The organism is Streptomyces sp. NPDC058257 (assembly GCF_042881845.1).
Taxonomy (GTDB): Bacteria; Actinomycetota; Actinomycetes; order Streptomycetales; family Streptomycetaceae; genus Streptomyces.
The window spans coordinates 719,670-740,777 of record NZ_JBHVXJ010000001.1; the positions used below are offsets into that span (position 1 = coordinate 719,670).

The 21,108-nt window shown below is 71.3% G+C and carries 19 protein-coding genes and 1 pseudogene; 8 read left to right on the forward strand and 12 right to left on the reverse strand.

Annotation, left to right across the window (positions count from 1 at the left end; all coding sequences use genetic code 11):
* Positions 1 to 267 precede the first annotated feature (267 nt).
* Both ACFVXC_RS03050 and ACFVXC_RS03055 read right to left on the reverse strand, forming a co-directional pair.
* A complete protein-coding gene (locus ACFVXC_RS03050) occupies positions 268 to 1,530 on the reverse strand; it encodes an arginine deiminase (protein ID WP_389900868.1) in 1,263 nt (420 codons plus the stop codon).
* Positions 1,527 to 1,994 (reverse strand): hypothetical protein, encoded by a 468-nt coding sequence (locus ACFVXC_RS03055; RefSeq protein WP_389900870.1) that lies wholly within the window; start codon positions 1,992 to 1,994, stop codon positions 1,527 to 1,529. The genes ACFVXC_RS03050 and ACFVXC_RS03055 overlap by 4 nt, the downstream gene beginning before the upstream one ends.
* Before the next feature lie 207 nt (positions 1,995 to 2,201).
* Here ACFVXC_RS03055 and ACFVXC_RS03060 point away from each other — a divergent pair, with 207 nt between their 5' ends.
* Positions 2,202 to 3,257: a lipoate--protein ligase family protein gene (locus ACFVXC_RS03060; protein WP_389900872.1), complete on the forward strand. Its 1,056-nt coding sequence runs from the start codon at positions 2,202 to 2,204 to the stop codon at positions 3,255 to 3,257.
* On the opposite strand, the gene ACFVXC_RS03065 is transcribed toward ACFVXC_RS03060, so the two are convergent.
* The 3 genes from ACFVXC_RS03065 to ACFVXC_RS03075 form a co-directional block, all read right to left on the reverse strand.
* The gene (locus ACFVXC_RS03065) at positions 3,223 to 3,972 is read right to left on the reverse strand and encodes a DUF4232 domain-containing protein (protein WP_389900874.1); all 750 of its coding nucleotides are present in this window, start codon (positions 3,970 to 3,972) and stop codon (positions 3,223 to 3,225) included. The genes ACFVXC_RS03060 and ACFVXC_RS03065 overlap by 35 nt on opposite strands.
* A 75-nt stretch (positions 3,973 to 4,047) precedes the next feature.
* Positions 4,048 to 4,716, reverse strand: coding sequence for a response regulator (locus ACFVXC_RS03070; RefSeq protein ID WP_389900875.1), 669 nt, complete (start codon positions 4,714 to 4,716; stop codon positions 4,048 to 4,050).
* Positions 4,713 to 5,900: a sensor histidine kinase gene (locus ACFVXC_RS03075; protein WP_389900876.1), complete on the reverse strand. Its 1,188-nt coding sequence runs from the start codon at positions 5,898 to 5,900 to the stop codon at positions 4,713 to 4,715. The genes ACFVXC_RS03070 and ACFVXC_RS03075 overlap by 4 nt, the downstream gene beginning before the upstream one ends.
* Before the next feature lie 257 nt (positions 5,901 to 6,157).
* Between ACFVXC_RS03075 and ACFVXC_RS03080 the strand changes: the two genes are divergently transcribed.
* The gene (locus tag ACFVXC_RS03080) at positions 6,158 to 7,201 is read left to right on the forward strand and encodes a carboxymuconolactone decarboxylase family protein (protein ID WP_389900878.1); all 1,044 of its coding nucleotides are present in this window, start codon (positions 6,158 to 6,160) and stop codon (positions 7,199 to 7,201) included.
* Positions 7,202 to 7,297: 96 nt separating this feature from the next.
* Here ACFVXC_RS03080 and tatA read toward each other — a convergent pair whose 3' ends face one another.
* Complete coding sequence (gene tatA, locus ACFVXC_RS03085; RefSeq protein ID WP_389900880.1) at positions 7,298 to 7,540, reverse strand: Sec-independent protein translocase subunit TatA; 243 nt, start codon at positions 7,538 to 7,540, stop codon at positions 7,298 to 7,300.
* 154 nt (positions 7,541 to 7,694) lie between these two features.
* Here tatA and ACFVXC_RS03090 point away from each other — a divergent pair, with 154 nt between their 5' ends.
* On the forward strand, positions 7,695 to 9,203 hold the full coding sequence (locus ACFVXC_RS03090; RefSeq protein ID WP_389900881.1) for an LCP family protein: 1,509 nt from the start codon (positions 7,695 to 7,697) through the stop codon (positions 9,201 to 9,203).
* A gap of 42 nt (positions 9,204 to 9,245) precedes the next feature.
* Here ACFVXC_RS03090 and mgtA read toward each other — a convergent pair whose 3' ends face one another.
* The 3 genes and pseudogenes from mgtA to ACFVXC_RS03105 all read right to left on the reverse strand — a co-directional run.
* Positions 9,246 to 11,846, reverse strand: a complete 2,601-nt coding sequence (gene mgtA / locus ACFVXC_RS03095; RefSeq protein WP_389900883.1) for a magnesium-translocating P-type ATPase — start codon at positions 11,844 to 11,846, stop codon at positions 9,246 to 9,248.
* Positions 11,800 to 12,210: an ArsR/SmtB family transcription factor gene (locus ACFVXC_RS03100; protein ID WP_389900885.1), complete on the reverse strand. Its 411-nt coding sequence runs from the start codon at positions 12,208 to 12,210 to the stop codon at positions 11,800 to 11,802. Before ACFVXC_RS03100 ends, mgtA begins: the two co-directional genes overlap by 47 nt.
* A 61-nt stretch (positions 12,211 to 12,271) precedes the next feature.
* Positions 12,272 to 12,727: pseudogene (locus ACFVXC_RS03105) on the reverse strand (cytosine permease); the annotation flags it as partial.
* A 285-nt stretch (positions 12,728 to 13,012) separates the two neighbouring features.
* On the opposite strand from ACFVXC_RS03105, the gene ACFVXC_RS03110 reads away from it, so the two are divergent.
* From ACFVXC_RS03110 to ACFVXC_RS03120, 3 genes are all read left to right on the forward strand, one after another.
* Positions 13,013 to 14,929, forward strand: coding sequence for an NAD-binding protein (locus ACFVXC_RS03110; RefSeq protein ID WP_389901554.1), 1,917 nt, complete (start codon positions 13,013 to 13,015; stop codon positions 14,927 to 14,929).
* 148 nt (positions 14,930 to 15,077) lie between these two features.
* Positions 15,078 to 15,593, forward strand: coding sequence for a hypothetical protein (locus tag ACFVXC_RS03115; protein ID WP_389900887.1), 516 nt, complete (start codon positions 15,078 to 15,080; stop codon positions 15,591 to 15,593).
* An 85-nt stretch (positions 15,594 to 15,678) separates the two neighbouring features.
* Positions 15,679 to 17,109, forward strand: coding sequence for a flotillin family protein (locus ACFVXC_RS03120; protein WP_389900889.1), 1,431 nt, complete (start codon positions 15,679 to 15,681; stop codon positions 17,107 to 17,109).
* Between the two features lie 16 nt (positions 17,110 to 17,125).
* Here ACFVXC_RS03120 and ACFVXC_RS03125 read toward each other — a convergent pair whose 3' ends face one another.
* From ACFVXC_RS03125 to sigJ, 3 genes are all read right to left on the reverse strand, one after another.
* Complete coding sequence (locus ACFVXC_RS03125; protein ID WP_389900891.1) at positions 17,126 to 18,181, reverse strand: PucR family transcriptional regulator; 1,056 nt, start codon at positions 18,179 to 18,181, stop codon at positions 17,126 to 17,128.
* Between the two features lie 178 nt (positions 18,182 to 18,359).
* Positions 18,360 to 18,515 (reverse strand): hypothetical protein, encoded by a 156-nt coding sequence (locus ACFVXC_RS03130; protein WP_389900893.1) that lies wholly within the window; start codon positions 18,513 to 18,515, stop codon positions 18,360 to 18,362.
* 185 nt (positions 18,516 to 18,700) lie between these two features.
* Complete coding sequence (gene sigJ / locus ACFVXC_RS03135) at positions 18,701 to 19,636, reverse strand: RNA polymerase sigma factor SigJ (RefSeq protein ID WP_389900895.1); 936 nt, start codon at positions 19,634 to 19,636, stop codon at positions 18,701 to 18,703.
* A 189-nt stretch (positions 19,637 to 19,825) separates the two neighbouring features.
* Here sigJ and ACFVXC_RS03140 point away from each other — a divergent pair, with 189 nt between their 5' ends.
* Together ACFVXC_RS03140 and ACFVXC_RS03145 are read left to right on the forward strand one after the other, a co-directional pair.
* Positions 19,826 to 20,296, forward strand: a complete 471-nt coding sequence (locus ACFVXC_RS03140) for a carboxymuconolactone decarboxylase family protein (protein WP_389900896.1) — start codon at positions 19,826 to 19,828, stop codon at positions 20,294 to 20,296.
* A 254-nt stretch (positions 20,297 to 20,550) separates the two neighbouring features.
* A complete protein-coding gene (locus tag ACFVXC_RS03145; protein ID WP_389900898.1) occupies positions 20,551 to 21,096 on the forward strand; it encodes a YceI family protein in 546 nt (181 codons plus the stop codon).
* Positions 21,097 to 21,108 lie beyond the last annotated feature (12 nt).

Here is a 21,108-nt window from a genome sequence, read left to right on the forward strand (position 1 = left end):
ACAAGCATCAGCAGCCATCGGCAGCAGGGAAAGGACCGCGCCGAATGAACCCCATGCCGCCCAGCGGGAAGCGGCGCCGCGGGCCCGTGGTGTCCACCGCCCTCACGCTCACCGCCGCGGTGACGGCCGCCGCCCTTGTCTCGTGCAGTACCGGGCCTGTGCCTCGGAGGCCGAGGCGCGGGCCGACTCGGCGGCCTCGGAGGCCTTCGATTCCATCGGGGAGGCGGTCTTCTGCGAGAACGAGCGACATCACGCGCCCGCGGCACCTCAGAAGTCGACGGCGTCACGGATGAGCGGGCACGTCATGCAGTGCCCGCCGCCGCGACCGCGGCCGAGTTCGGCGCCGACGATGGTGATGACCTCGACACCCGCCTTGCGCAGCAGGGTGTTGGTCTGGGTGTTGCGGTCGTAGGTGAAGACCACGCCGGGTTCCAGGGCGACGGCGTTGTTGCCGCTGTCCCACTGCTGCCGCTCGGAGGCGTAGACGTCTCCGCCCGTCTCGATCACGCGCAGCCCGGGAAGACCGAGTGACCTCGCGACCACGTCGACGAACGCACGCGAGCCCTCGTCCGTGATCTCGATACCCACCGCCTTGTCGCTGGGGCGCAGCGTGAAGGAGTGCACGGCGTCCATGATCTTCGGGTAGAGCGTGACGATGTCACGGTCGGCGAAGGTGAAGACGGTGTCGAGGTGCATCGCGGCCCGCAGCTTGGGCATACCGGCGACGACGACCCGCTCGGCCGCGCCGTTCTCGAACAGCGCGGAGGCGACCTGGGTGACGGCCTGGCGCGAGGTGCGCTCGCTCATGCCCATCAGGACGACGCCGTTGCCGACGGGCATGATGTCGCCGCCCTCGAACGTCGCCTGACCCCAGTCGAGTTCGGGGTCGCCCCACCACACCGTGGCACCGGTGAATTCGGGGTGGAACCGGTAGACGGCCTTCATCAGGAGCGTCTCGTCGTGCCGGGCCGGCCAGTACAGCGGGTTGAGCGTGACACCCCCGTACAGCCAGCACGTCGTGTCGCGGGTGTAGAGCGTGTTCGGCAGCGGCGGCATCAGGTACTCGCGTACGCCGGTGGATTCGCGTACGAGCGCGACATAGCCGGAGCGGAACTCGTCCGGCAGATCCGCGGCGGACAGGCCCCCGATGAGGTACTCGGCGAGCTGCCGGGGCTCCAGCGTCTCCAGGAAGGCGCGGGTGTTGTCGATGAGCCCGAGGCCGACCTCGTTCGCGGTGATCTTCCGGTCGAGGAGCCAGTCCTTCGCCCCGGGGATCGCCATGGTCTGGGCGAGCAGGTCGTGCAGCTCGACGACCTCCACGCCGCGCTGCCGCAGCTTGATGACGAAGTCCGCGTGGTCGCGCTGGGCGTTCTCCACCCACATGACGTCGTCGAAGAGCAGGTCGTCGGCGTTGGTGGGGGTCAGCCTGCGGTGCGCGAGTCCCGGCGCGCAGACCAGCACCTTGCGCAGCCTGCCGACCTCGGAGTGGACACCGAACGGCGGTGTGGCGGGGGTGTCGAGGCTTGTCACGGTGCGCCTTTCGTCGGTCGGTGGCAACAGGCGATCGAGACCCAGCAGGTGACGGCCTCGCGCGGGGAGAACAGACGCCGGTCCTGTTCCCGCCGGGCCTTGACGAACAGGAGGGTCGCGGGGGCGTTGAGGACGGATGAAGGAGACCAGGACGAACTGAGTTCACCGCGGGTGCTCTTCCCGGCGACCGCCACGTCCTGGCCCTGACGGCCGGACCCGATGGCGATCTTGACGGCGAAACCGGCCGCGAGCAGGAACGGGGTGTGGCTCAGCGCGCTGGTCGGGTCGAGCGCGAAGTTGAACGCGTCGTCGGAGAACATCGTGACGATCAGGACGACCGCGCCGGCCATCGAGCCAACGACCGTCGTCGTCAGCGTCGTCAGCGTCAGTTTGACGGCCGGTGACGCGCCGACGGTGGCGGCCTCGTCACTCGCGCCGGGGTCACCCGTCTCAGCGTGGCTCATGGATTGCCCGTCAGCTCCCGTCAGGGCCGGTGCCGAGGAACGACTGACCACCCTGTGCGGGAATCTATCCCTAGTGGGTCGAGTTGTCCTGATATGAAATCGCAGACTGATGGTGTTCGCGATTCGGCACGTTCGTGATCGGCACGTTCGTGATCGGCATGTCATGACCGGCACGCTCGCGATTCGGCAAGGCCCGGAGGAAACACAGTGCACGGTGAGTACAAGGTCCCCGGCGGCAAGCTCGTCGTCGTGGATCTGGAGGTCGAGGACGGCGTGCTGCGGCATGTGCGGGTGGCGGGGGACTTCTTCCTCGAACCTGACGAGGCGTTCGACGCCCTGAGTCACGCGCTGGAAGGCGCCCCCGCCGACACCGACGCGGCGGGCCTCGCCGCGCGCATCGACGCGGCGCTTCCGGCGGGCTCCGTGCTCTACGGACTCACATCGGAGGGTGTGGGTGTCGCGGTGCGCCGCGCCCTCGCGCACGCCACCGACTGGACCGACTACGACTGGCAGCTGATCCACGAGGCCCCGCAGTCCCCCGCCCTGCTCATGGCCCTGGACGAGGTGCTCACCGAGGAGGTCGCCGCCGGACGCCGCCCGCCCACGTTGCGCGTATGGGAGTGGGAGTCCCCGGCCGTCGTCATCGGCAGCTTCCAGTCCCTGCGCAACGAAGTGGACCAGGAGGGCACCGAGCGGCACGGCGTGCAGGTGGTGCGCCGGATCAGCGGCGGCGGCGCCATGTTCTGCGAGCCGGGCAACGCCATCACGTACTCGCTCTCGGTCCCGGACTCCCTCGTACAGGGCCTGTCCTTCGCCGACAGTTACGCCTATCTGGACGACTGGGTCCTCGAAGCCCTGGGCGATATGGGCATCAACGCCTGGTACCAACCGCTCAACGACATCGCCACCGACGCCGGGAAGGTCGCGGGTGCCGCCCAGAAGCGGGTCGCGGGCGGGCACGGCGCGGTGCTGCACCACGTGACGATGTCGTACGACATCGATGCTCAGAAGATGGTCGAGGTGCTCCGCATCGGCCGCGAAAAGCTCTCGGACAAGGGCACGAGGAGCGCGAAGAAGCGCGTGGATCCGCTGCGCCGCCAGACGGGGCTCCCCCGCGAGGCCGTGATCGAGCGGATGCTCGACTCCTTCCGCGCGCGGTACGGCCTGACGGCGGGCAAGGCCACGGACGAGGAGATGGCGAGGGCGCGGGAGCTGGCCCGGACGAAGTTCAGCTCGCCGGAGTGGACGGCGCGGGTGCCGTAGGCCTGGACGCGTCCGTGTCGTCCGCAGGCTCCCGCTGCCAGGCGGTCGTGCCGATGCGGCCGGTGTTGCCGAGGTCGATGCGGCCCTCCGGGGTCACGGTCCCGGAGCGGGCCCCCGGCACCGGGGTGACCTTCACATAGGTGCCGCTGACGGCGGTCGTGGTCGTGTCGGTGACGGTGTTGCGCCAGACGAGCACGGTGTAGGCCGCCTCGCCCTTCTTGAGCGAGACGGGGTGGTTCGGGCCGGGGTCGTCGTCTCTGGTCATGATGGGTGCGGTGCCTTCGAGGATCTGTACGTCGAGGGGCTCGCGGTGCTCGTCGAGTACCCGCAGCTCGGGGTAGCCCTTCAGGCGGTAGACGCCCTTGCCGCAGTTGGTGAGGGTCACGCTCATCGCGCGCAGACCCATGGCAGAGCTGACGATGCCCGACTCGATGCGGACGCCGGAGGCGGGGCAGGAGGCCGAGGGCGCGACGGGCACCTCCGACGGTCCCGTCTCGACGGGTTTGCCGGTCGAAGTGTCCGGAAGAGCCGCCGTCGGGGCGGCCCGACCGTCCCCCGCGCCGGACCGGTCGCTCTCCGCAGGCGCCGTCCGTCCGGGATCCCGCTCCCGCTCCAACTCCTCCGAGAGCCCGCATCCGGAGGCGAGCAGGGCCACGGCCGCGAGGGCGGCGAGGCGTCTCACCCGGGCGACGTGTCTGAACGGTATGGCGGTCACGCGGAGATCATGCCATGGCCAGAATTTCCCCCTTCCGGCCTCACGTTCCTGACTTCACGAAACTCGCCCCTTCCCTCACGGAGCCGCGTTACGGGCCGCGACGAGTCCCGACTCGTAGGCGAAGACGACCAGTTGGGCCCGGTCACGCGCGCCCAGCTTCGTCATCGCCCGGCTCACATGCGTCTTCGCCGTGAACGGGCTGATCACCATGTGTGTGGCGATCTCCTCGTTCGTCAGCCCGCGCGCGGCCAGCGCGGTGACCTCGCACTCGCGGCGGGTGAGGCTCTCCAGGCCCGGCGCGGTGGCCCGGTCCGGAGGCCGCGACACGAACTCGCCGATCAGTCTGCTGGTCACCGAGGGCGAGAGCAGAGAGTCGCCGCGCGCGACGATCTCGATGCCGTGCAGCAGGTCGGCGGGCTCCGTGTCCTTGAGCAGAAAGCCGCTGGCACCGGCACGCAGGGCGTCGAAGACGTACTCATCGAGGCCGTAGTTGGTGAGGATCACGACGCGTACGCCGTCGAGGCGGGGGTCGGCGGCGATCCGCCGCGTCGCCTCGATCCCGGTCATCACCGGCATCTGTACGTCTATGAGCACCACGTCCGGCACACACTCCCGCACGAGAGCGACCCCGCGCTCCCCGTCGGCGGCCTCCCCCACCACCTCGATACCGTCCTCGGCCTCCAGCAGCGCACGGAACCCGGCCCGCATCAACGCCTGATCGTCGATGAGCACCACCCGGATCACCGGCCCTCCCCCTGCGCGGCAGGCTGACGCGTTTCCCCCACGGGCGCCCCGGACATCAACCCGCCGCCCTCCAGGGGCAGTTCGGCACGCATCAGAAACCCTCCCTCGACCCGCGGCCCCGCCCGCAGCGTCCCACCCAGGGAACTGACGCGCTCCCGCATCCCCGTGAGCCCGATCCCCTCCACCGATGGGCGCCCCGCGATGGCGGCCCCGTCGTCCTCCACCCACACCCCCAACACCCGCTCCCCGTAGTCGAGACCGACCGTCACCTCGGCGGATCCACCCGCATGGCGTGCCGCGTTGGTGAGGCCTTCCTGCACGATCCGGTACACCGCCCGCTCCAAGTCACCGGTCAGAGTCCGCTCCCGGCCCCGCACCGCGAGCTCCACGACGAGCCCCGCCGCCCGCGCACGCTCGACGAGCAGCGCGGGGCTCCCCGTCGGCTCGTCCGTGCGCAACACGGTCAGTGTGGACCGCAGTTCCCGCATGGCCTCACCGCTCGCCTCCTGAATGGCGAGCAGCGCGGGCGGTATGTCCTCGCCACGCTTGCGTGCGAGGTGCACGGCGACGCCCGCCTGGAGCTTGACGATCGAGATGCTGTGCGTCAGCGAGTCGTGCAGTTCGCGTGCGATCCGCAGCCGCTCCTCGCCCGCCCTGCGCAGCGCCGCCTCCTCGCGGGTCCGCTCGGCCTCCAGGGCCCGCTGCTCGGTCTGGCGCAGATACGCCTGCCAGTTCCTGTCCGCGAGGCCCGTGACGAGGGCGCACAGGAACCAGCCCGCCAGCAGCAGCGTCCGCTGCACGACGTCGCCCGACGCCTCCCCGGCCTCCCCCACGACCGCGAAGCCCACGAGGAACACCCCGGCGGCAGCGGCGGCGACGCCCCGGTGGCCCGCGCGTGCCGCCGTGTGCGCGGCGGCCACCACCGGAATCGCCGCGACACTGCTCGCGCCCCCGTACAACACCTCGCCGAGCAGGAACGCCGTGCTGACCGCGAGCACGGCGCGCGGCGCCTTCCGATGGGCGGCGAGAGCCAGCGAACCGGCCCCGATCAGGACGTAGTCGAAGAACCCCGCGCCGCCGTCTCCCAGGCCCGCAGCGACCCCGGCGATCACGCCCACCACGACCGCGAGGACCGCGTCACCGACCCACGCCTGCCGCACCCGATTCCGCACCCGGTCGCGCATGTTCACCTGCCCCGCAGCTCTCCCCGCCCCATCCCCCGCCATCTCCGCCCCCGTGTCCTCGCATCCCCCACATCGGCGCATCCCCCGCCGTGTTCAGAACCATAGAGGGCGCCACTGACAACCGCGTCACCCCAGCAGACTGCTCCCGCACTACTCCCCACGTAGTAGGAACAGACCCGCACCACCCCGGCGACGTACCTCCAACTGCCTCCCGCCGGACGACGACCCGAGGCACCCGGCGCCCGGACCATCGGGTCATGGCAACCTTCCGATACACCGATCCCGTACTCCCGAAATCCGCGACCGGCAGGACCGCCGAGGCCTATGCGCAGATGGCCGGCGACTTCGGCATCGCGGAGCCCGCGCCACTGGTCGCCCTCTCCCCGGCGCCCGAACTCTTCACCGCCACCTGGGCGTTGCTCCGCGAGTCACTGCTGGTCGGCGGCGACGACACCTTCGGCAGTGGGGGCACCACCCGCACCGACCGGGAGCTGGTGGCCCTGGGCGTCTCGCTCGCCAACCGCTGCCCGTTCTGCGTGAGCGCGCACACGGTGATGCTGCACGCCACCGGCGACCACCGCGTCGCCGAGCGGGTGCTGCGCGGCGAGCGGCCCGAGGACCCGGACCAGGCGCGGCTGCTCGCCTGGGCCCGGGCCACCCGGACCCCGCGGGCGCCCGAGCTCGTCCGGCCGCCGTTCCCCCGCGCGCACGCCCCGGCCCACATCGGCACCGCGCTCTCCTTCCACTTCATCAACCGCGTCGCCTCGTCGCTGATCACCGAGGACATGCTGCCGGGCAACGCACAGCGCTTCCGGGCGGTGCGCTCGCTCGGAGGTCGCACCCTCCAGAAGGCGGTCCGCCGCACCGTCGACCCCGGCGACGCGCTGTCCCTGCTCGACGATCCTCAGCCCGGTCCCGCCTGGGCCGCAGGCACGCCCATCGGCTCCGCGTACGCCGCACTCCGTGCCGCGGCGGCGATGGGCGCGGGCCTGCTCGACAAGGCCGACCAAGCCCTCGTACAGGCGACGGTGGCGGCATGGGACGGCGCGCATCCGCCGCTGCCCTGGGACGCCCTGCCCGACCGCGCGTCCCGCCCGGGGGCGCGGCTCGCACTCCTCGCCGCGCTCGCTCCGTACCGCATCACCGACGAGGACGTGGCGGCCTGGAAGAAGCCGCCGTTCAGCGACCACTGCCTCGTGCACCTGATCGCGTACGGCGCGTTCACGGCAGTCGACCGCATCGAGAGCACACTCGCGGCACGCCCCTCCGGCCACCACGCCAAGGAGGCCTCACGACCGTAGCGACGACACCGGTGACACCGCCGACACCGTGACGGCGGTGCGCCAGGCCTGAGCCCTTCTCCCGCCGCTCAGTCCGCTCTGCGCCCTCCCCGCCGCTCAGTCCGCTCTGCGCTCTCCCAGCCGCTCGCTCTTCTCCTCAGGCTGCTCGGCACGCTCCCCGGCCCGCTCAACCCTTCCCCGCTCCCCGTCGTCCTTCATCGCCTTGGTCTCGCTCTTGAGGATCCGCAGGGACTTGCCCACCGCGCGGGCGGTGTCCGGCAGCTTCTTCGAGCCGAACAGCACGATGACCACGATCCCCACGATGAGCAGATGCCAGGGTTCCAGTCCGTTACGAATCATCGTCGTCCGCCCTTCTCCGTAGATGTCTCAGCCGCCGATCGGCTGTCGGTAGCCTCAGAAAAGCTTGCTACATTGCGCAACTGTACAACCATGGGGCGGGCCCGGAGGTCCCTCTCCATGAAGGCGGAACGACTCGGACGGATAGGGCGCACCCATGACAACCAGCCACCGTGCAGCTGGACGCGGCCGTCGGCGCAAGCGCAGCCGTGCGCGGCTCATGCTCTGCATCGGCCTGTCGCTCCTTGTCCTCGCGACGGCCGGCGCCGGGTGGGTGTACTTCAGGCTGAACGGCAACATCGACACCTTCGCGGCGGACGGCGTCTCCGGCGACCGGCCCGACGCGGACGCCTCCAAGGGCGAGAACGTCCTGGTCATCGGCTCGGATGCCCGCACCGACGGGAACAGCGCGCTCGGCGGCGGCGACAAGAGCGACATAGGGCGCTCCGACACCGCCTTCCTGCTGCACGTCTACGCCGACCACCGGCACGCCGTCGCCGTATCGATCCCCCGCGACACCCTCGTGGACGTCCCACCCTGCAAGCTGCCGGACGGAAGCTGGACCAAGGAACAGTCCAACGCCATGTTCAACGCCGCGTACTCCGTCGGCGAGACCGCCAAGGGCAACCCCGCCTGCACCCAGAACACCGTCGAACACCTCACCGGACTGCGCGTCGACCACACAGTCGTCGTCGACTTCAAGGGGTTCTCGGAGCTGACGGACGTGGTGGGCGGGGTGAAGGTGTGCCTGCCGCAGGACATCTATCAACGCGACCTCAATCCAAGCCGTGCCACCAGAGGAAAGCGCCTCTTCGCCGAGGGTGAGCAGGAGGTGTCGGGCCAGAAGGCCCTTGATTACGTACGCATCCGGCACGGCATCGGCGACGGCTCCGACATAGGCCGGATCAAGCGCCAACAGGCATTCGTCGCCAGCCTGTTGAAGAAGGTCAAGAGCGACGGCCTCACTCCCACCAAGCTGCTTCCGCTCGCGGACGCCGCAACGAATTCAATGACCGTCGACCCCGGCCTCGGCTCCGCGGACAAGCTCATCTCGTTCGCGATGTCCCTGAAGGACGTCGACCTGAGCAACACCAAGTTCGTCACCATCCCCTGGCGGTACAAGGGTTCGCGGGTCGCCATCGTCCAGCCGGACGCCAACGCGCTGTGGGCGTCGCTCAAGAACGACCGCACACTGGACGGAACGGACGCCAGCGGCAAGAACGGCAAGACCGGCAAGAAGAAGACGCCCTCCGCAGACGCGACGACCACCGCACCGGTCTCCGGCGACGGCGCCACCGTGGCCGTGCAGAACGGCACCACGGTCACCGGCCTCGCCGCCCGCGCCGCCGAGACCCTCACCGAACACGATTTCGAGGTCACCGGCACCGCGACGGCCGGCAACCAGGACCATGCCACCACCGTGATCGCGTACGGCCCCGGCGAGCAGGCCAGGGCCAAGTCCGTCGCCCGCCTGTTCCCGGGCGCGGAACTGGAGTCCGCGACGGCGTCCGGCCTCACCGTCACTCTCGGCCAGTCGTACGCCGACGCCCCCTCGACCTCGCCCTCCGCCTCCGCCTCCGGTGAGCCGGAGTCCGTCCCCTCCAAGGTCGCCGACGACGCCCGTTCCGCCGACGACAACCCGTGCTCCGACCTCTCCTACGGCTGACGACGGGTGCCCAGGATCTGACTACAGGCGACCAGGGGCTGACTACGCCTTGACGTCCCACCGTCGCCGCGCTGCCGCGAGCGCGGCCGCGTAAAGACCGAGCACCACCGCGAGCAGCAGGTAGTACGGGCCCGGCAGAGCCGTCATGCCCAGGAGTGGGCCCAGTGGCGACAGCGGCAGGAGCAGGCCGACGGCGGCAAGCGCGGCCACCGACAGGACGACCGGGCCGGGCGTCCTGCCCTCGGCCCGGCGGCGGCCGGTGCGCAGGAGCAGCATCACGAGGCCCTGGGTCAGCAGGTTCTCGGTGAACCACCCGGAGTGGAACATCGCCTGGTCGTCCACAGCACCGGGGCCGTGCAGGGCGAGCGCGAGGAGGACGAAGGTGGCGAGGTCGGCGAGGGCGTTGAGAGCGCCGAAACCGGTGATGAAGCGCAGAAAGGCTCGGGGCCGCAGCACGGTGGGGCGGCGCAGGACCGCCGGGTGCGGACGCTCGTAGGCGAAGGAGAGCTGCGCGGCGTCGAAGCACAGGTTCTGCACGAGGACCTGCGCGGGGAGCATCGGCAGGAACGGCAGCAGGAGTCCCGCGCAGAGCATCCCGATGACGTTGCCGAGGTTCGAGGAGAGCGTGACGCGCAGATACGTGGCGATGTTTCCGCTGCTGTGGCGTCCCGCGAGGACCGCGTGGCCGATCGCGGTGAGGTCCTTGTCGGCGAGCACCACGTCGGCGCTCTCGCGTACGACGTCCACGGCGGCCCGCGGAGCGATGCCGACGTCGGCGGCCCGCAGCGCGGGCATGTCGTTGACCCCGTCGCCGAGAAACCCGGTGGTGTGCCCGCGGGACCGCAGTGCCTCGGTGATGCGGGCCTTGTGCTCGGGGGTGCAGCGGGCGAAGACGGTGGTGCGCCCGGCGGTGTCGGCGAGTTCCGCGTCGGTGAGGCCGTCGACACGGTCGGCGGTGAGGACGCCGCCGACGCCGATCCCCAGTTCGCGGCAGGCCCGCTCCGCCGTCCCCGGATGGTCGCCGGTGAGGATCTTGACGGTGATGCCGCTCTCCGCGAGGTCCCGCAGGGCGGTGGCGGCGGTCGGGGCGAGTGCGTCCCGCAGGGTGAGGAAGCCGTGGAAGGTCAGGCCGCGCTCGTCGGCCGGGGTGTAGGCGCGGGTGCGGGCGGGCCGCTGCGCGGTGGCGACCGCGAGGAGGCGCAGGCCGCCCTGTGCCTCCTGGGCGGCGAGGGACAGGAGCCGCTCGCGCTCGGAGTCGTCGAGCACGCAGCGTTCCAGTACGGCCTCGACCGCGCCTTTGACGACGAGCGTGTGGGTGCCGAGGCTGCCGGGGCCGCGTACGACGGCGGTGGCGAGGCGGCGTACGGGATCGAAGGGGAGCGCCGCGACGCCGTCGTACCGCATCGCCGCGTCACCGCCGTCGTCCGCGGCGTCGAGGACCGCGTCGTCGAGCGGGTCGGCGGCGGGCAGCTCGGCGAGCTGGAGTGTCCACCAGGAGTTGACCGCGGCCCAGTGCAGCGCGTCGGGGGCGGCCCGGCCGTCGGCGCCCAGGGTGCGGTCGAGGACGGGGCGGTCCTCGGTGAGCGTGCCGGTCTTGTCCAGGCACAGGACGTCGACGGCGCCGAGGTCGTGCAGCGCGGGCAGCCTTTTGACGATCACCCCGTGTGTACGGGCCAGCAGGGAGGCCCCGCGCGCCAGGCAGATGGTGACGATGACCGGCAGCATCTCCGGCGTCAGGCCGACCGCCACGGCGACCGCGAACGGCAGGGTCTCCAGGCCGCGCCCGCGCAGGGCGGCGTTGGCCATCAGGACGAGCGGCGGGGTCAGCAGCATGAACCGGATGAGGACCCAGGAGATGCCGTGCACGGTGCGGTCGAAGGCGCTCGGCCCGCGTCGCCGCCCGTGCATGCCGTGCGCGGCGGCGAACCGGGTGCGCGCCCCGGTCGCGAGGACCACCGCGGTGCCGCTGCCCGAGGCGACACTGCTGCCCTGGAAGCAGAGATGAGGCTGCTCGAAGGCTCCGTCGGGGCGCAGCGGGCCCGGTACGTCGGCGGCGGCTTTGGGCACCGGCGCCGACTCCCCGGTCAGCGCCGCCTGGCGCACGCTCAGCCCGCTCGCGCGCAGCAGTCGTACGTCGGCGGGGACGAGGTCGCCGGGGCCGAGCCGCACCACGTCTCCTGGCACGAGGTCCTCGACCCGGATCTCCCGCTCCTCGGGGCTCTCGTCCCGCTCCGCGCGGCGCAGCACGGTCGCGGTGGTGGCCACCAGTGCGCGCAGCGCGGTCATGGACCGGTCGGCGCGGTGCTCACCGGACGTCCGCAGCACTCCGCTGACGACGACCAGGCACAGGATCACGCAGGCGGTGCCCCAGGAGGCGACGGTGGCCGAGACCAGGCCGAGGCAGAGCAGCACCGCGGTGAACGGATCGCGCAGGCTGCGGCCGAAGAGCCGCGGCCATGACACCGCACGCCGGTCGGGAAGGGTGTTCTCGCCGAACCGGGCACCGCGCCGCTCGGCTTCCGCGTCGGTCAGGCCGCGCGGGCCGCTGTCCACCTGGCGCAGCACCTCCAGGGAGGTGAGCCCACCGGCAGCGGCCTCAGGCGCCAAGGCCGCGGAGCCGGCGTCCGGGAGACTGCGCGGCATGATCGGCGACGTCGGCCTGTCCGACGCCGTCGGCCCGGTCGGTCAGCTGGCCGACCATCAGGCGCACCACGGTCACCACGTCCGCGTCGTCGACGAAGTAGACCTGGCGTCGGCCCTCGCGCCTGGAGCGGACGAGACCGGCGAGCTTCAGTTTGGTCAGATGCTGGCTGACCGCGGGCAGCGCGCCGCCGACCCGGTCCGCGAGACCGGTCACGTCGCTCTCGCCCTGCGCGAGCGCCCACACGATGTGCAGCCGCGCGGAGGAGGCGAGCAGACCGAATGCCGCGGCCGCCTCGGCGAGGACATCGGCCGATGGATCATTGAAGCCGGTGCCGTCCACTCCGGCTGCTCCGTCCGCTTCCACGGTCGTCCTCCCTCCACACCTGGACTCGCGCGTACGGAGGTCTCGTACGCGCGGGACCAGTCTAGGCCGCCGACCGGCCTGCCCCGGAGCCTTCGCGCCCGCCCACCGCCATGAGCCCCACATGAACGACCAGCGCCGAGGCGAGTCCGATGGCCCACCCCCAAGGGCTGTCCAAGAGCGGCTTGAGGACCGGAATGTGCCCGTCCTCGCGGAACGGTCCCTTCCCCGGCGTCGAATGCGATCCGCCCACGGCGGGCAGACCCCCGACCGTGAAGGCCGCGACGGCCCGCAGGTTCCACCCGGCAGTCGGCAGTCGGCAGTCGGCAGTCGGCAGTCGGCAGTCGGCAGTCGGCGATCAGGATTCCGGCGACCGTGCCGAACAGCCCGCCCACGACGCCCAGCCGGACGAAGATGTAGAGCTCTGGCGTCTCGATCAGCTTCCACGGAGGATGAGCACGCCCACGACACCAGTGATCAGTGCGCCCATGCGGAAGTCGATGAACTTCGGGGCGAGGTTCACCGGCTTGTTCCCCGAGTTGTCGCGCCGACGACCATGCTCCCGGTCGGCCTGATCGCGACAGCGCCGTACGCCAACTACCTTGGCCCTCATGATCAATCGTGGTTCGCCGCTGCCATCGGGCGTCGGCGCAAGGGTCGGCGTGGGCGTCGGCACAGGAGAGGACGCGTCGTGAGCCACGGGAACCCGCAGCCCGTTCGCCGCCATCCGGATCGCCGCCATCCGGATCCGGACGACGGCCCGCCGCTTCCCGGTCAGGCGCGGCAGCCACCGCAGAGCGGCCACATGATCGTGTGCGGTGACGACGCCCTCGCCGAGCGCCTCGCCGCCGAACTGCGCGCGGTGTACCGCGAGCGGGTGACGGTCGTCGTCCCCTCCGCCCTTCCGGCCGACGGCCCACGGTCGGGATCGGCCGGACGGGCCCGGGCCACCGCCCTCCTGGGCCGGATGCAGGCCGTCATGGCGCGCGCGGCCGGTACGCCCGGCGGCGCGGACGGGGCGACGCGGCCCGAGGTCCCCCGCGTCCTGGAGGCGCCGGAGCCCGACGAGGCGGCCCTCGTGGAAGCGGGCGTCCACGACGCCGCCGCCCTCGCCCTTGTGTACGACGACGATGAGACCAACATCCACGCCGCGCTCGTCTCCCGCCGTCTCAACCCCCGCCTGCGGATCGTGATCCGGCTCTACAACCGCAAGCTGGGCCAGCACTTGGAGGACCTCCTCGACCAGGCCGCCTCGGTCGCCTTCCCCGGCCTGGACCCGGCCGAGGTGAACGCCTCCACCACCGTCCTCTCCGACGCCGACACCGCGGCCCCCGCCCTGGCCGCCACCGCCGTCGCGGGCACCAGCAAGGTCGTCCAGGCCGACGGGCTGCTCCTGCGCGCCGTGGAACGCGACCCGCAGGGCCGCGATGCGACGGCCGACCCCGGCCTGTGCACGCTCGCCGTGCTCTCGTCGACCACCAACGACCCCGCGGGCTCGGAGGGTTCGGACGACGGCGGCCAGGACGGGCCCGTGCTGCTGCCCGACGACAGCACCGTCAGCTCCTCCACGGGCAGGGGGACAGTGGTCCTCAAGGCCGTCTCGTACGCCGGGCCCGACCGGGCGACCGGCCGCCTGGCCGCGCGCGGACTTCCGTTCGGTTCGCTCTTCTCGCCCCGCCTGCGCTGGTCGGTGGCCGGGCTCATGGCCTGTGTGCTCGGCCTCGCGGTGGCGAACTGGCTGACCAGCAACGCCCACCCGCTGGCCGCCGCCTATCTGACCCTGCTCGACCTGTTCGCCATCGACGACCCCGCGATCGGCCAGTCCACCGCCCGCCAGGTGCTTCAACTCCTTTCCGGACTCGCCGGGTTGCTCCTCCTTCCGGTGCTGTTCGCCGCCGTCCTGGAGGCCCTCGGCACCTTCCGCACGGCCTCTTCCCTGCGCCGTCCACCGCGCGGCCTCTCCGGCCATGTGGTCCTGCTCGGCCTCGGCAAGATCGGCACCCGCGTCCTGGCCCGCCTGCGCGAACTCGGCATCCCCGTCGTGTGCGTGGAGGAGGACCCCGAGGCGCGCGGCATCCCGCTCGCCCGCCGCCTGCGCGTGCCCACGGTCGTCGGCGACGTCACGGACGAAGGTGTCCTGGAAGCCGCCAAGATCCACCGCGCACACGCGCTGCTCGCCCTCACCAGCGTCGACACCACGAATCTCGAAGCCGCCCTGTACGCCCGCTCGATCAAGCCCAATGTGCGCGTGGCCCTTCGGCTGTACGACGACACGTTCGCCACCGCCGTCTACCGCACCCTGCGCACCGCCCACCCGCAGGCCCTCACGCGCAGCCGCAGCGTCTCCACCCTCGCCGCCCCCGCCTTCGCGGGAGCCATGATGGGGCGGCAGATCCTGGGCGCGATACCCGTCGAGCGGCGGGTGCTCCTGTTCGCAGCCCTCGACGTCGCGGGCCACCGTCAGCTGGAGGGACGGACCATCGCCGAATCGTTCAGGCCCGGCGTATGGCGGGTCATCGCCCTGGATTCCACCGCACCGGACGAGCGGCTCCCTGACCTGACGGCCGCCCGGACCGACGAGGACACCGACCGCCCGGCGGGCCTCGTCTGGGACCTCCACCCCGGATACGTACTGCGCTCCCAGGACCGCGTCGTCCTGGCCGCGACGCGCCAGGGCCTGGCGGAACTCCTCGGTCGACGTGCCCGGAGCCGGACCGGCTGAGGCGGAACACGGACCGGCCCCGGGCCGGAACACGGACCGGCATGAAAGAAGGCTGATCATTGCCGGATCGTGGCAATGTGCGCGATCTCCCCCGCATGCGACGATCCCGACCACACCGAGACATCCGGCAAGTTGGGGAGGTGCTCCGGTGACTGTCTTCCTGGGCCTTGGCATCGCGGGAATCGCACTGCTGGTCCTCTCCCTCGTCTTCGGCGGGGTTCTTGAAGGACTCTTCGACGGCATCGGAGTCCTCGACGGGCTCTTCGAGGGGCTGCTGTCCCTTCCCGTCATCGCGGGGTTCGTGTCCATGCTCGGCTTCGGCGGCGCGATCGTGCTCGGCACCACCGGGCTCGGCGCGGGCGGCGCCACCGCGATCGGAGCCGTCGTCGGCGTGGCAGCGGCCTTACTGACCTGGAAGTTCAGCCGCGCCCTGATGCGGGATCAGACCGCGGCCACGCCACGGGGCGACGACCTCGTGGGCACCGCGGGGGCCGTGGTCACCTCGATCCCCGTCGATGGATACGGCGAGGTGCTGCTCCAACTGGGCGGCCAGCCCGTGAAGTTCTCCGCAAGGAGCGCCGTGGCCGTCACCCGCGGCACGGAGATCTGGGTGGAGTCGGCGCTTTCGCCGACATCGGTCGCGGTACGCCCCGTGCAGCGCTGAGCACCGCTCGCGCCCACGCCCACACCCGGCCCCACGTACAACATCACCGATCTGCCGCCCTCCGGGAGGCAGGGGGGAATTCACCATGAGTCCAGTTCTGATCGCCGTCATCGGAGTCGTCGTACTCCTCGTACTGCTCGCACTCGTCGTCGTGACCCGCTACAAGGTCGCCGGGCCCAGCGAGGCCTTCATCGTGACGGGGCGGCGCGGCAAGAAGTCCACCGATCCCGACACCGGCCGCGTCATCACCGACAACAGCGGCCAGAAGGTCGTGGTCGGCGGTGGCGTCTTCGTCGTGCCGTTCGTCCAGCAGAAGTTCACACTCGAACTCTCCTCCCGGCACATCCCCATCGCGGTGCGCGGCGCTGTCACTCTGCGCGGGGTGAAGGCCAACCTGGAGGGCGTCGCGATCGTCAAGGTCGGCGGCACCGAGGACTCCATACGCGCGGCGGCCCAGCGCTTCCTCGCCCAGCAGGGCGGGATCGTCGGCTTCACCCAGGAAGTGCTCTCCGGCGCGCTGCGCTCCATCGTGGGCCGGATGTCGGTGGAGGACATCATCCGCGACCGGGCCGCCTTCGCCGGTCAGGTCGCCGAGGAGGCCGAGGCGAGCCTGTCCGGCCAGGGCCTGGTGCTCGACGCCTTCCAGATCCAGGACATCACCACCGAGGGCTCCTACCTGGAGGACCTGGGCCGCCCCGAGGCGGCCCGTGCCCGGCAGGAGGCGGACATCGCCGAGGCCGTCGCCCGCCGCGCCGCCGAGCAGGCCCGGCTGAAGGCCGAGGAGGAGATCGCCGTCGCCCAGCGGACGTTCTACCTCAAGCAGGCCGAGATCAAGGCCGAGACCGACGAGGCGGCCGCGCGTGCCGGGGCCGCGGGACCGCTCGCCGAGGCCGCCCGCCAGCAGGAGGTCCTCACCGAGCAGGAGAAGGTCGCCCAGCGGCAGGCCGCGCTGACCGACCGCGAGCTCGACACCAAGATCCGTAAGCCCGCCGACGCCGCCCGTTACCAGGCGGAGCAGGAGGCGGAGGCCCGCCGCGTCTCCCTGGTCAAGCAGGCGGAGGCCGACGCCGACCGGGCGCGTCTGACCGGTGAGGGCGAGAAGGCCCAGCGTGCCGCGCTCGCCGACGCCGTACGCCTGGAGGGTGAGGCCGATGCCGCCGCGATCGGTGCGAAGGGCGGCGCCGAGGCGGAGGCGATGCGCAAGAAGGCCGACGCGTTCGCCCAGTACGGCGACGCGGCGGTGCTGCAGATGCTCGTCGAGGTCCTGCCCAGCGTGGTGGCCAAGGCGTCCGAACCGCTCAGCGCCATCGACAAGATGACCGTGATCTCCACGGACGGCGCGGGCCAGCTCTCCCGTACGGTCGCCGACAACGTCGCCCAGGGCGTCGAACTCCTCAGCTCCACCACGGGCGTCGACGTCGCCGAACTCCTCAAGAACATCACCGGCGGCAAGTCGCCCGAACCCGCGAGCACGGCCCCCACCAAGCTCAACGGAAAGATCGACGTCACCGACTGACCCGCACGCCGGCCCCTCACAGCGAGGTGGCCGGCCAGCCGAGGAGCCGCGCGCCGATGACCGCCGTCTGCAGGGTGTAGCGGTCCAGCGGGTCGGCGGGGTCGGACCCTGTGAGGATGCGGATGCGCTCCAGGCGGTACGTCAGAGCTCGCACGCTCAGCGACAGTTGCCGCGCCGCCTGGGCCGCCACGCACCCTGTGTCGAAGTAGGCGAACAGGGTCTCAAGGAGGGGAACCGCTCCGCCCCGCGCCTCTTCCAGCGGGCCGAGCGTGTTGAGCACCAGGTCCACCAGTGCCTGCCGGTCACGGGCGAGGACGGGGAAGACAAGGAGGTCGGCGGCGCGCAGCACGGGCTCGTCGAAGCCCATGCGCGTCGCGAGTTCCAGGGTGCTCACGGCTTCCTCGTAGCTGTGGGCGATGCCCGCCGCCCCGGGCTGCGGCCGCCCGATGGCGATGCGGCCGCCGTCGGTGGCGGCGTGCGCGCGCTTGGCGAAATAGGCGAGCACCTCGTCCTGGCTGGCGGGTGCGATACACACGAGGCGGCCGTCCTTGGTGGTGAGCAGGATGTCGCGGTCGCCGAAGCGGCCGACCAGTTCGCTCTCCACGTCCCGCGCCACGGGATCGGTCTCGTCGTAGGGGGAAAGGCCCTCCGCCACGGCCACGGCGTGCGCGTGGGACAGCCTGAGACCGAATCGCTCGGCACGTGCGGCGTGGCGGCCCAAGTCCCCGCGTCCGTACAGCAGATCGTCGATCAACTCGCGCCGGGCGGCCTCCTCCTGGCGTACGACCTGGCGCTGTGCGTGTTCGTAGCCCTCGGCGAAGGCGTCGATGGCCTGCTCGGCGGTGGCGAGCAGATGGTCGGGGTCGCCGGTCGCGGGACGGTGGAGCCGGGTGGCGTTGAGGTGTTCGCGTATGAGGACGCGCCACGCGTATCCGGCGTTGGCGGCCTGCGCGCCGAGCGCCCGGCGCGACGTCAGCTCCTCGCGGGTCAGACGGCGGCCGGTCGCGGCCGCCCCGGTGAGGATGTCGGCGTAGCCGTGGAGGAGTCGCTCGGGAATCTCCTGGGTGGTCATCTGCTCTCCCTCGTCGGGTCGATGGCCTGCGGCCCGGCGCGGGTCGCCGAAAGCGCGGCGGCTCGCCGACAGGAGGCGGACACGGCAGCGCGACACGGGCGCGCGACACTCATGCCGTCGGGCAGGTGGGATGACAACAACTGGGCGCGGCACGTACGGAGTTGAGACTCCGGATGCGTCAGCGGCGCGGGCTGCTCGTCGCGGTGCCGTCGGTATCAGGCACGCTGTCGCGGGGCGTGTTGTCGACGCGTACGACCATGGCGGCACGCACCTCGGCGCCGTCGCGGGAGGTACCGGTCACGGGGATCCAGGCGGCGCGAACACTGCGACCCATCTCCTGCCCACCCCATCCGACCGTCGGCGATCACCGTCGCCCGCTTGAATATTGGGCAACTATGTACCCAAGAGAGCACCTTGGCTCACTTTCGTTAGTTTACCGCACGACAAAGATCGCAAAATATACTTCGCGCCGCACAAGCAGCGAAACCGGCGGCGAAGCGGAGCCGTGTGCGCCAGTCGTCAGCATGTCGTCCAGGGCCGCAGCTTCTCGGGGTTCCGTACCGCCCAGCAGCGCTTGATCCTGTCGCCTGCGATCTCGAAGGCCATCACCGATGTGGTGACGCCGCCGTGCTGGACCACCAGGCCGGGCCGGCCGTTGACCGTGCGCTCCAGGATCGTCTGGGCGGGCACCATGCCGGTGACGGCCACCAGGTAGCGCGCGATCTCCTCGGCGCCCACGACGGGGTGGGGCGCGGCGTTGACCAGGCCTCCGCCATCGGCGAGCGCCGTGGCGTCGGGGTCGAGGAGGCCGATGAGCGCCTCGATGTCCTTGGCCTCCCACGCGTGCTTGAAGTCCCTGACGACGGCGGCGCGGCGGGCCGCCGGACGCGCGGGAGCATCCGCGGCACGAATGCGGCGGCGCGCCGATGAGGCGAGCTGACGGCATGCCGCCGGGCTCCGGCCGACGATCTCGGCCACTTCGGCGAAGGAGTAGCGAAAGACGTCGTGCAGGATGAACGCGACGCGCTCGGCCGGGGTCATCGATTCCAGGACGACGAGGAACGCCATGTCGACCGACTCGTCGAGGGTGACCCGGTCGGCCGGGTCGGCGGTCGCACCGCCCCGCCGCCCCGCGACCCACTCAGCGCGATCGGGCAGCGGCTCCGGGATCCATTCGCCCACATAGCTCTCGCGCCTGGCCCGTGCCGAGCGGAGCTGGTCGAGGCAGATGTGAGTGGCGACCTTCGTCAGCCAGCCACCGGGGGACGCGATGGACTCCCGCTGCCGCGGGGACATGGCGTACCAGCGCGTGTAGGCCTCCTGCACGACGTCCTCGGCATCGGTCAGCGAGCCGAGGAGCCGGTACGCGAGATTGATCAGCTGCCGCCGCTCACTCATGATCGCGCTCAGGCTCGGGTCGAGCCGTCCGTCTCCGGGCTCGCACTGGGTCCTCATGGTGTCGCCGCTCCCTTGGCCGCAGGTGTCTTCACCACTACGACGAGACAGCCGCCCGGAATGTGACGTCGGGACGCCGCCTCACATTTCCGGTGGCCGCCTCGTCGTCATGGTGGGAACGAACACGATCCCGCGAACAGGCGTTCCGCCTCTCCGGTGGAGCGGCCGGTCATCAAAAGGGAGATCATTGTGCAAGCCCGCATCAACTTCCACACCAACCCCGTCTCCGCCGAGGTCGTCAAGCACCTCGCCGCGGCGGGGCAGGGCATGGACGCGCCCCTGCCGCCCGCGACGCCGGAACTGGTCGCGCTCCGCGTCAGCCAGATCAACGGCTGCGGATACTGCGTCGACATGCACACCAAGGACGCCACGCATGCCGGTGAGAGCGCGCAGCGTCTGAACCTCGTGGCGGCCTGGCGGGAGGCGACGGTGTTCACCGACGCCGAACGGGCCGCCCTGGAACTGGCGGAGCAGGGCACGCGCATAGCCGACGCTGCGGGCGGTGTCAGCGACGAGGCCTGGCAGAACGCCGCCGAGCACTACGACGAGGACCAGCTCGCCGCCCTGGTGTCGATCATCGCCGTCCTCAACGCCTTCAACCGTCTCAATGTCCTCACCCAGCAGCCCGCGGGCGACTACAAGCCCGGTCAGTTCGGATGACCCGTCGGCCGGGGTGAGACGACCCGGCGGAGCGGACGCGGGGCACGGCGGCTGGAGTCCCGGTGCCGGGGTCCGGGACTCCGGCCGCCGTCCGTACGCGCCTCGAAGGGGCGGGCACTCGCACCGGCCGACCCGGAAAGGGATCCGGCCCCCTGACGGGGGCGGCGCCCACTCCGGCATCCGCGCACATCACAGCCCGCCGGACCTCGGACCTTGACCGCCTCCACTTCTACCCATCTCCAGGAGTGACCACCATGCCCACCACGATCAGTCTCCGCGAGCTGACCGGCGCCTACGTCCTCGACACCGCCCACACCCGGATCGGGTTCGTCGCCCGGCACTCCATGTCCACCAGGGTGCGCGGGGAGTTCGAGGAGTACGAGGGCAGCGCGTACCTGTACGGCGATGAGCCGTCGAAGTCCAGCGCACGCCTCACGGTCCGGGCGACGAGCCTGAAGACCCACCATCAGCAGCGCGACGACCAGCTGCGCAGCAGTTTCCTGGACACGGAAAGCCACCCGGTCATCACCTTCGTCTCGACCGAGGTGGAGCCGGCCGGCGCGACCACCTACAAGGTCACCGGCGACCTGACGATTCGAGGTGTGACCCAACCGATCACCATGGACGTCGAGTTGACCGCCGCCGAGAGGGACTCGCAGGGCGACTTCCGGGTCGGTTTCCTGGGCAGCGTCACGATCAACCGCAAGGACTGGGGCGTGAACTGGAACGCCGCGACCTCGGTTCTCGTGAGTCCGAAGGTGACGCTGGAGTTCGACGTCATCGCGGTCCGGCAGCCATGACAGCAGCCATGC

Bases quoted from the DNA above. Each gene is read 5' to 3' on its own strand.
- ACFVXC_RS03120 (WP_389900889.1), top strand. From the start codon at position 15,679: ATGAGTCCAGTTCTGATCGCCGTCATCGGAGTCGTCGTACTCCTCGTA.
- tatA (WP_389900880.1), bottom strand. From the start codon at position 7,540: ATGATTCGTAACGGACTGGAACCCTGGCATCTGCTCATCGTGGGGATC.
- ACFVXC_RS03080 (WP_389900878.1), top strand. From the start codon at position 6,158: ATGGCAACCTTCCGATACACCGATCCCGTACTCCCGAAATCCGCGACC.
- ACFVXC_RS03075 (WP_389900876.1), bottom strand. From the start codon at position 5,900: ATGCGCGACCGGGTGCGGAATCGGGTGCGGCAGGCGTGGGTCGGTGAC.
- sigJ (WP_389900895.1), bottom strand. From the start codon at position 19,636: ATGAGGACCCAGTGCGAGCCCGGAGACGGACGGCTCGACCCGAGCCTG.
- mgtA (WP_389900883.1), bottom strand. From the start codon at position 11,846: ATGCCGCGCAGTCTCCCGGACGCCGGCTCCGCGGCCTTGGCGCCTGAG.
- ACFVXC_RS03125 (WP_389900891.1), bottom strand. From the start codon at position 18,181: ATGACCACCCAGGAGATTCCCGAGCGACTCCTCCACGGCTACGCCGAC.
- ACFVXC_RS03130 (WP_389900893.1), bottom strand. From the start codon at position 18,515: ATGGGTCGCAGTGTTCGCGCCGCCTGGATCCCCGTGACCGGTACCTCC.
- ACFVXC_RS03145 (WP_389900898.1), top strand. From the start codon at position 20,551: ATGCCCACCACGATCAGTCTCCGCGAGCTGACCGGCGCCTACGTCCTC.
- ACFVXC_RS03090 (WP_389900881.1), top strand. From the start codon at position 7,695: ATGACAACCAGCCACCGTGCAGCTGGACGCGGCCGTCGGCGCAAGCGC.
- ACFVXC_RS03110 (WP_389901554.1), top strand. From the start codon at position 13,013: ATGATCGTGTGCGGTGACGACGCCCTCGCCGAGCGCCTCGCCGCCGAA.
- ACFVXC_RS03055 (WP_389900870.1), bottom strand. From the start codon at position 1,994: ATGAGCCACGCTGAGACGGGTGACCCCGGCGCGAGTGACGAGGCCGCC.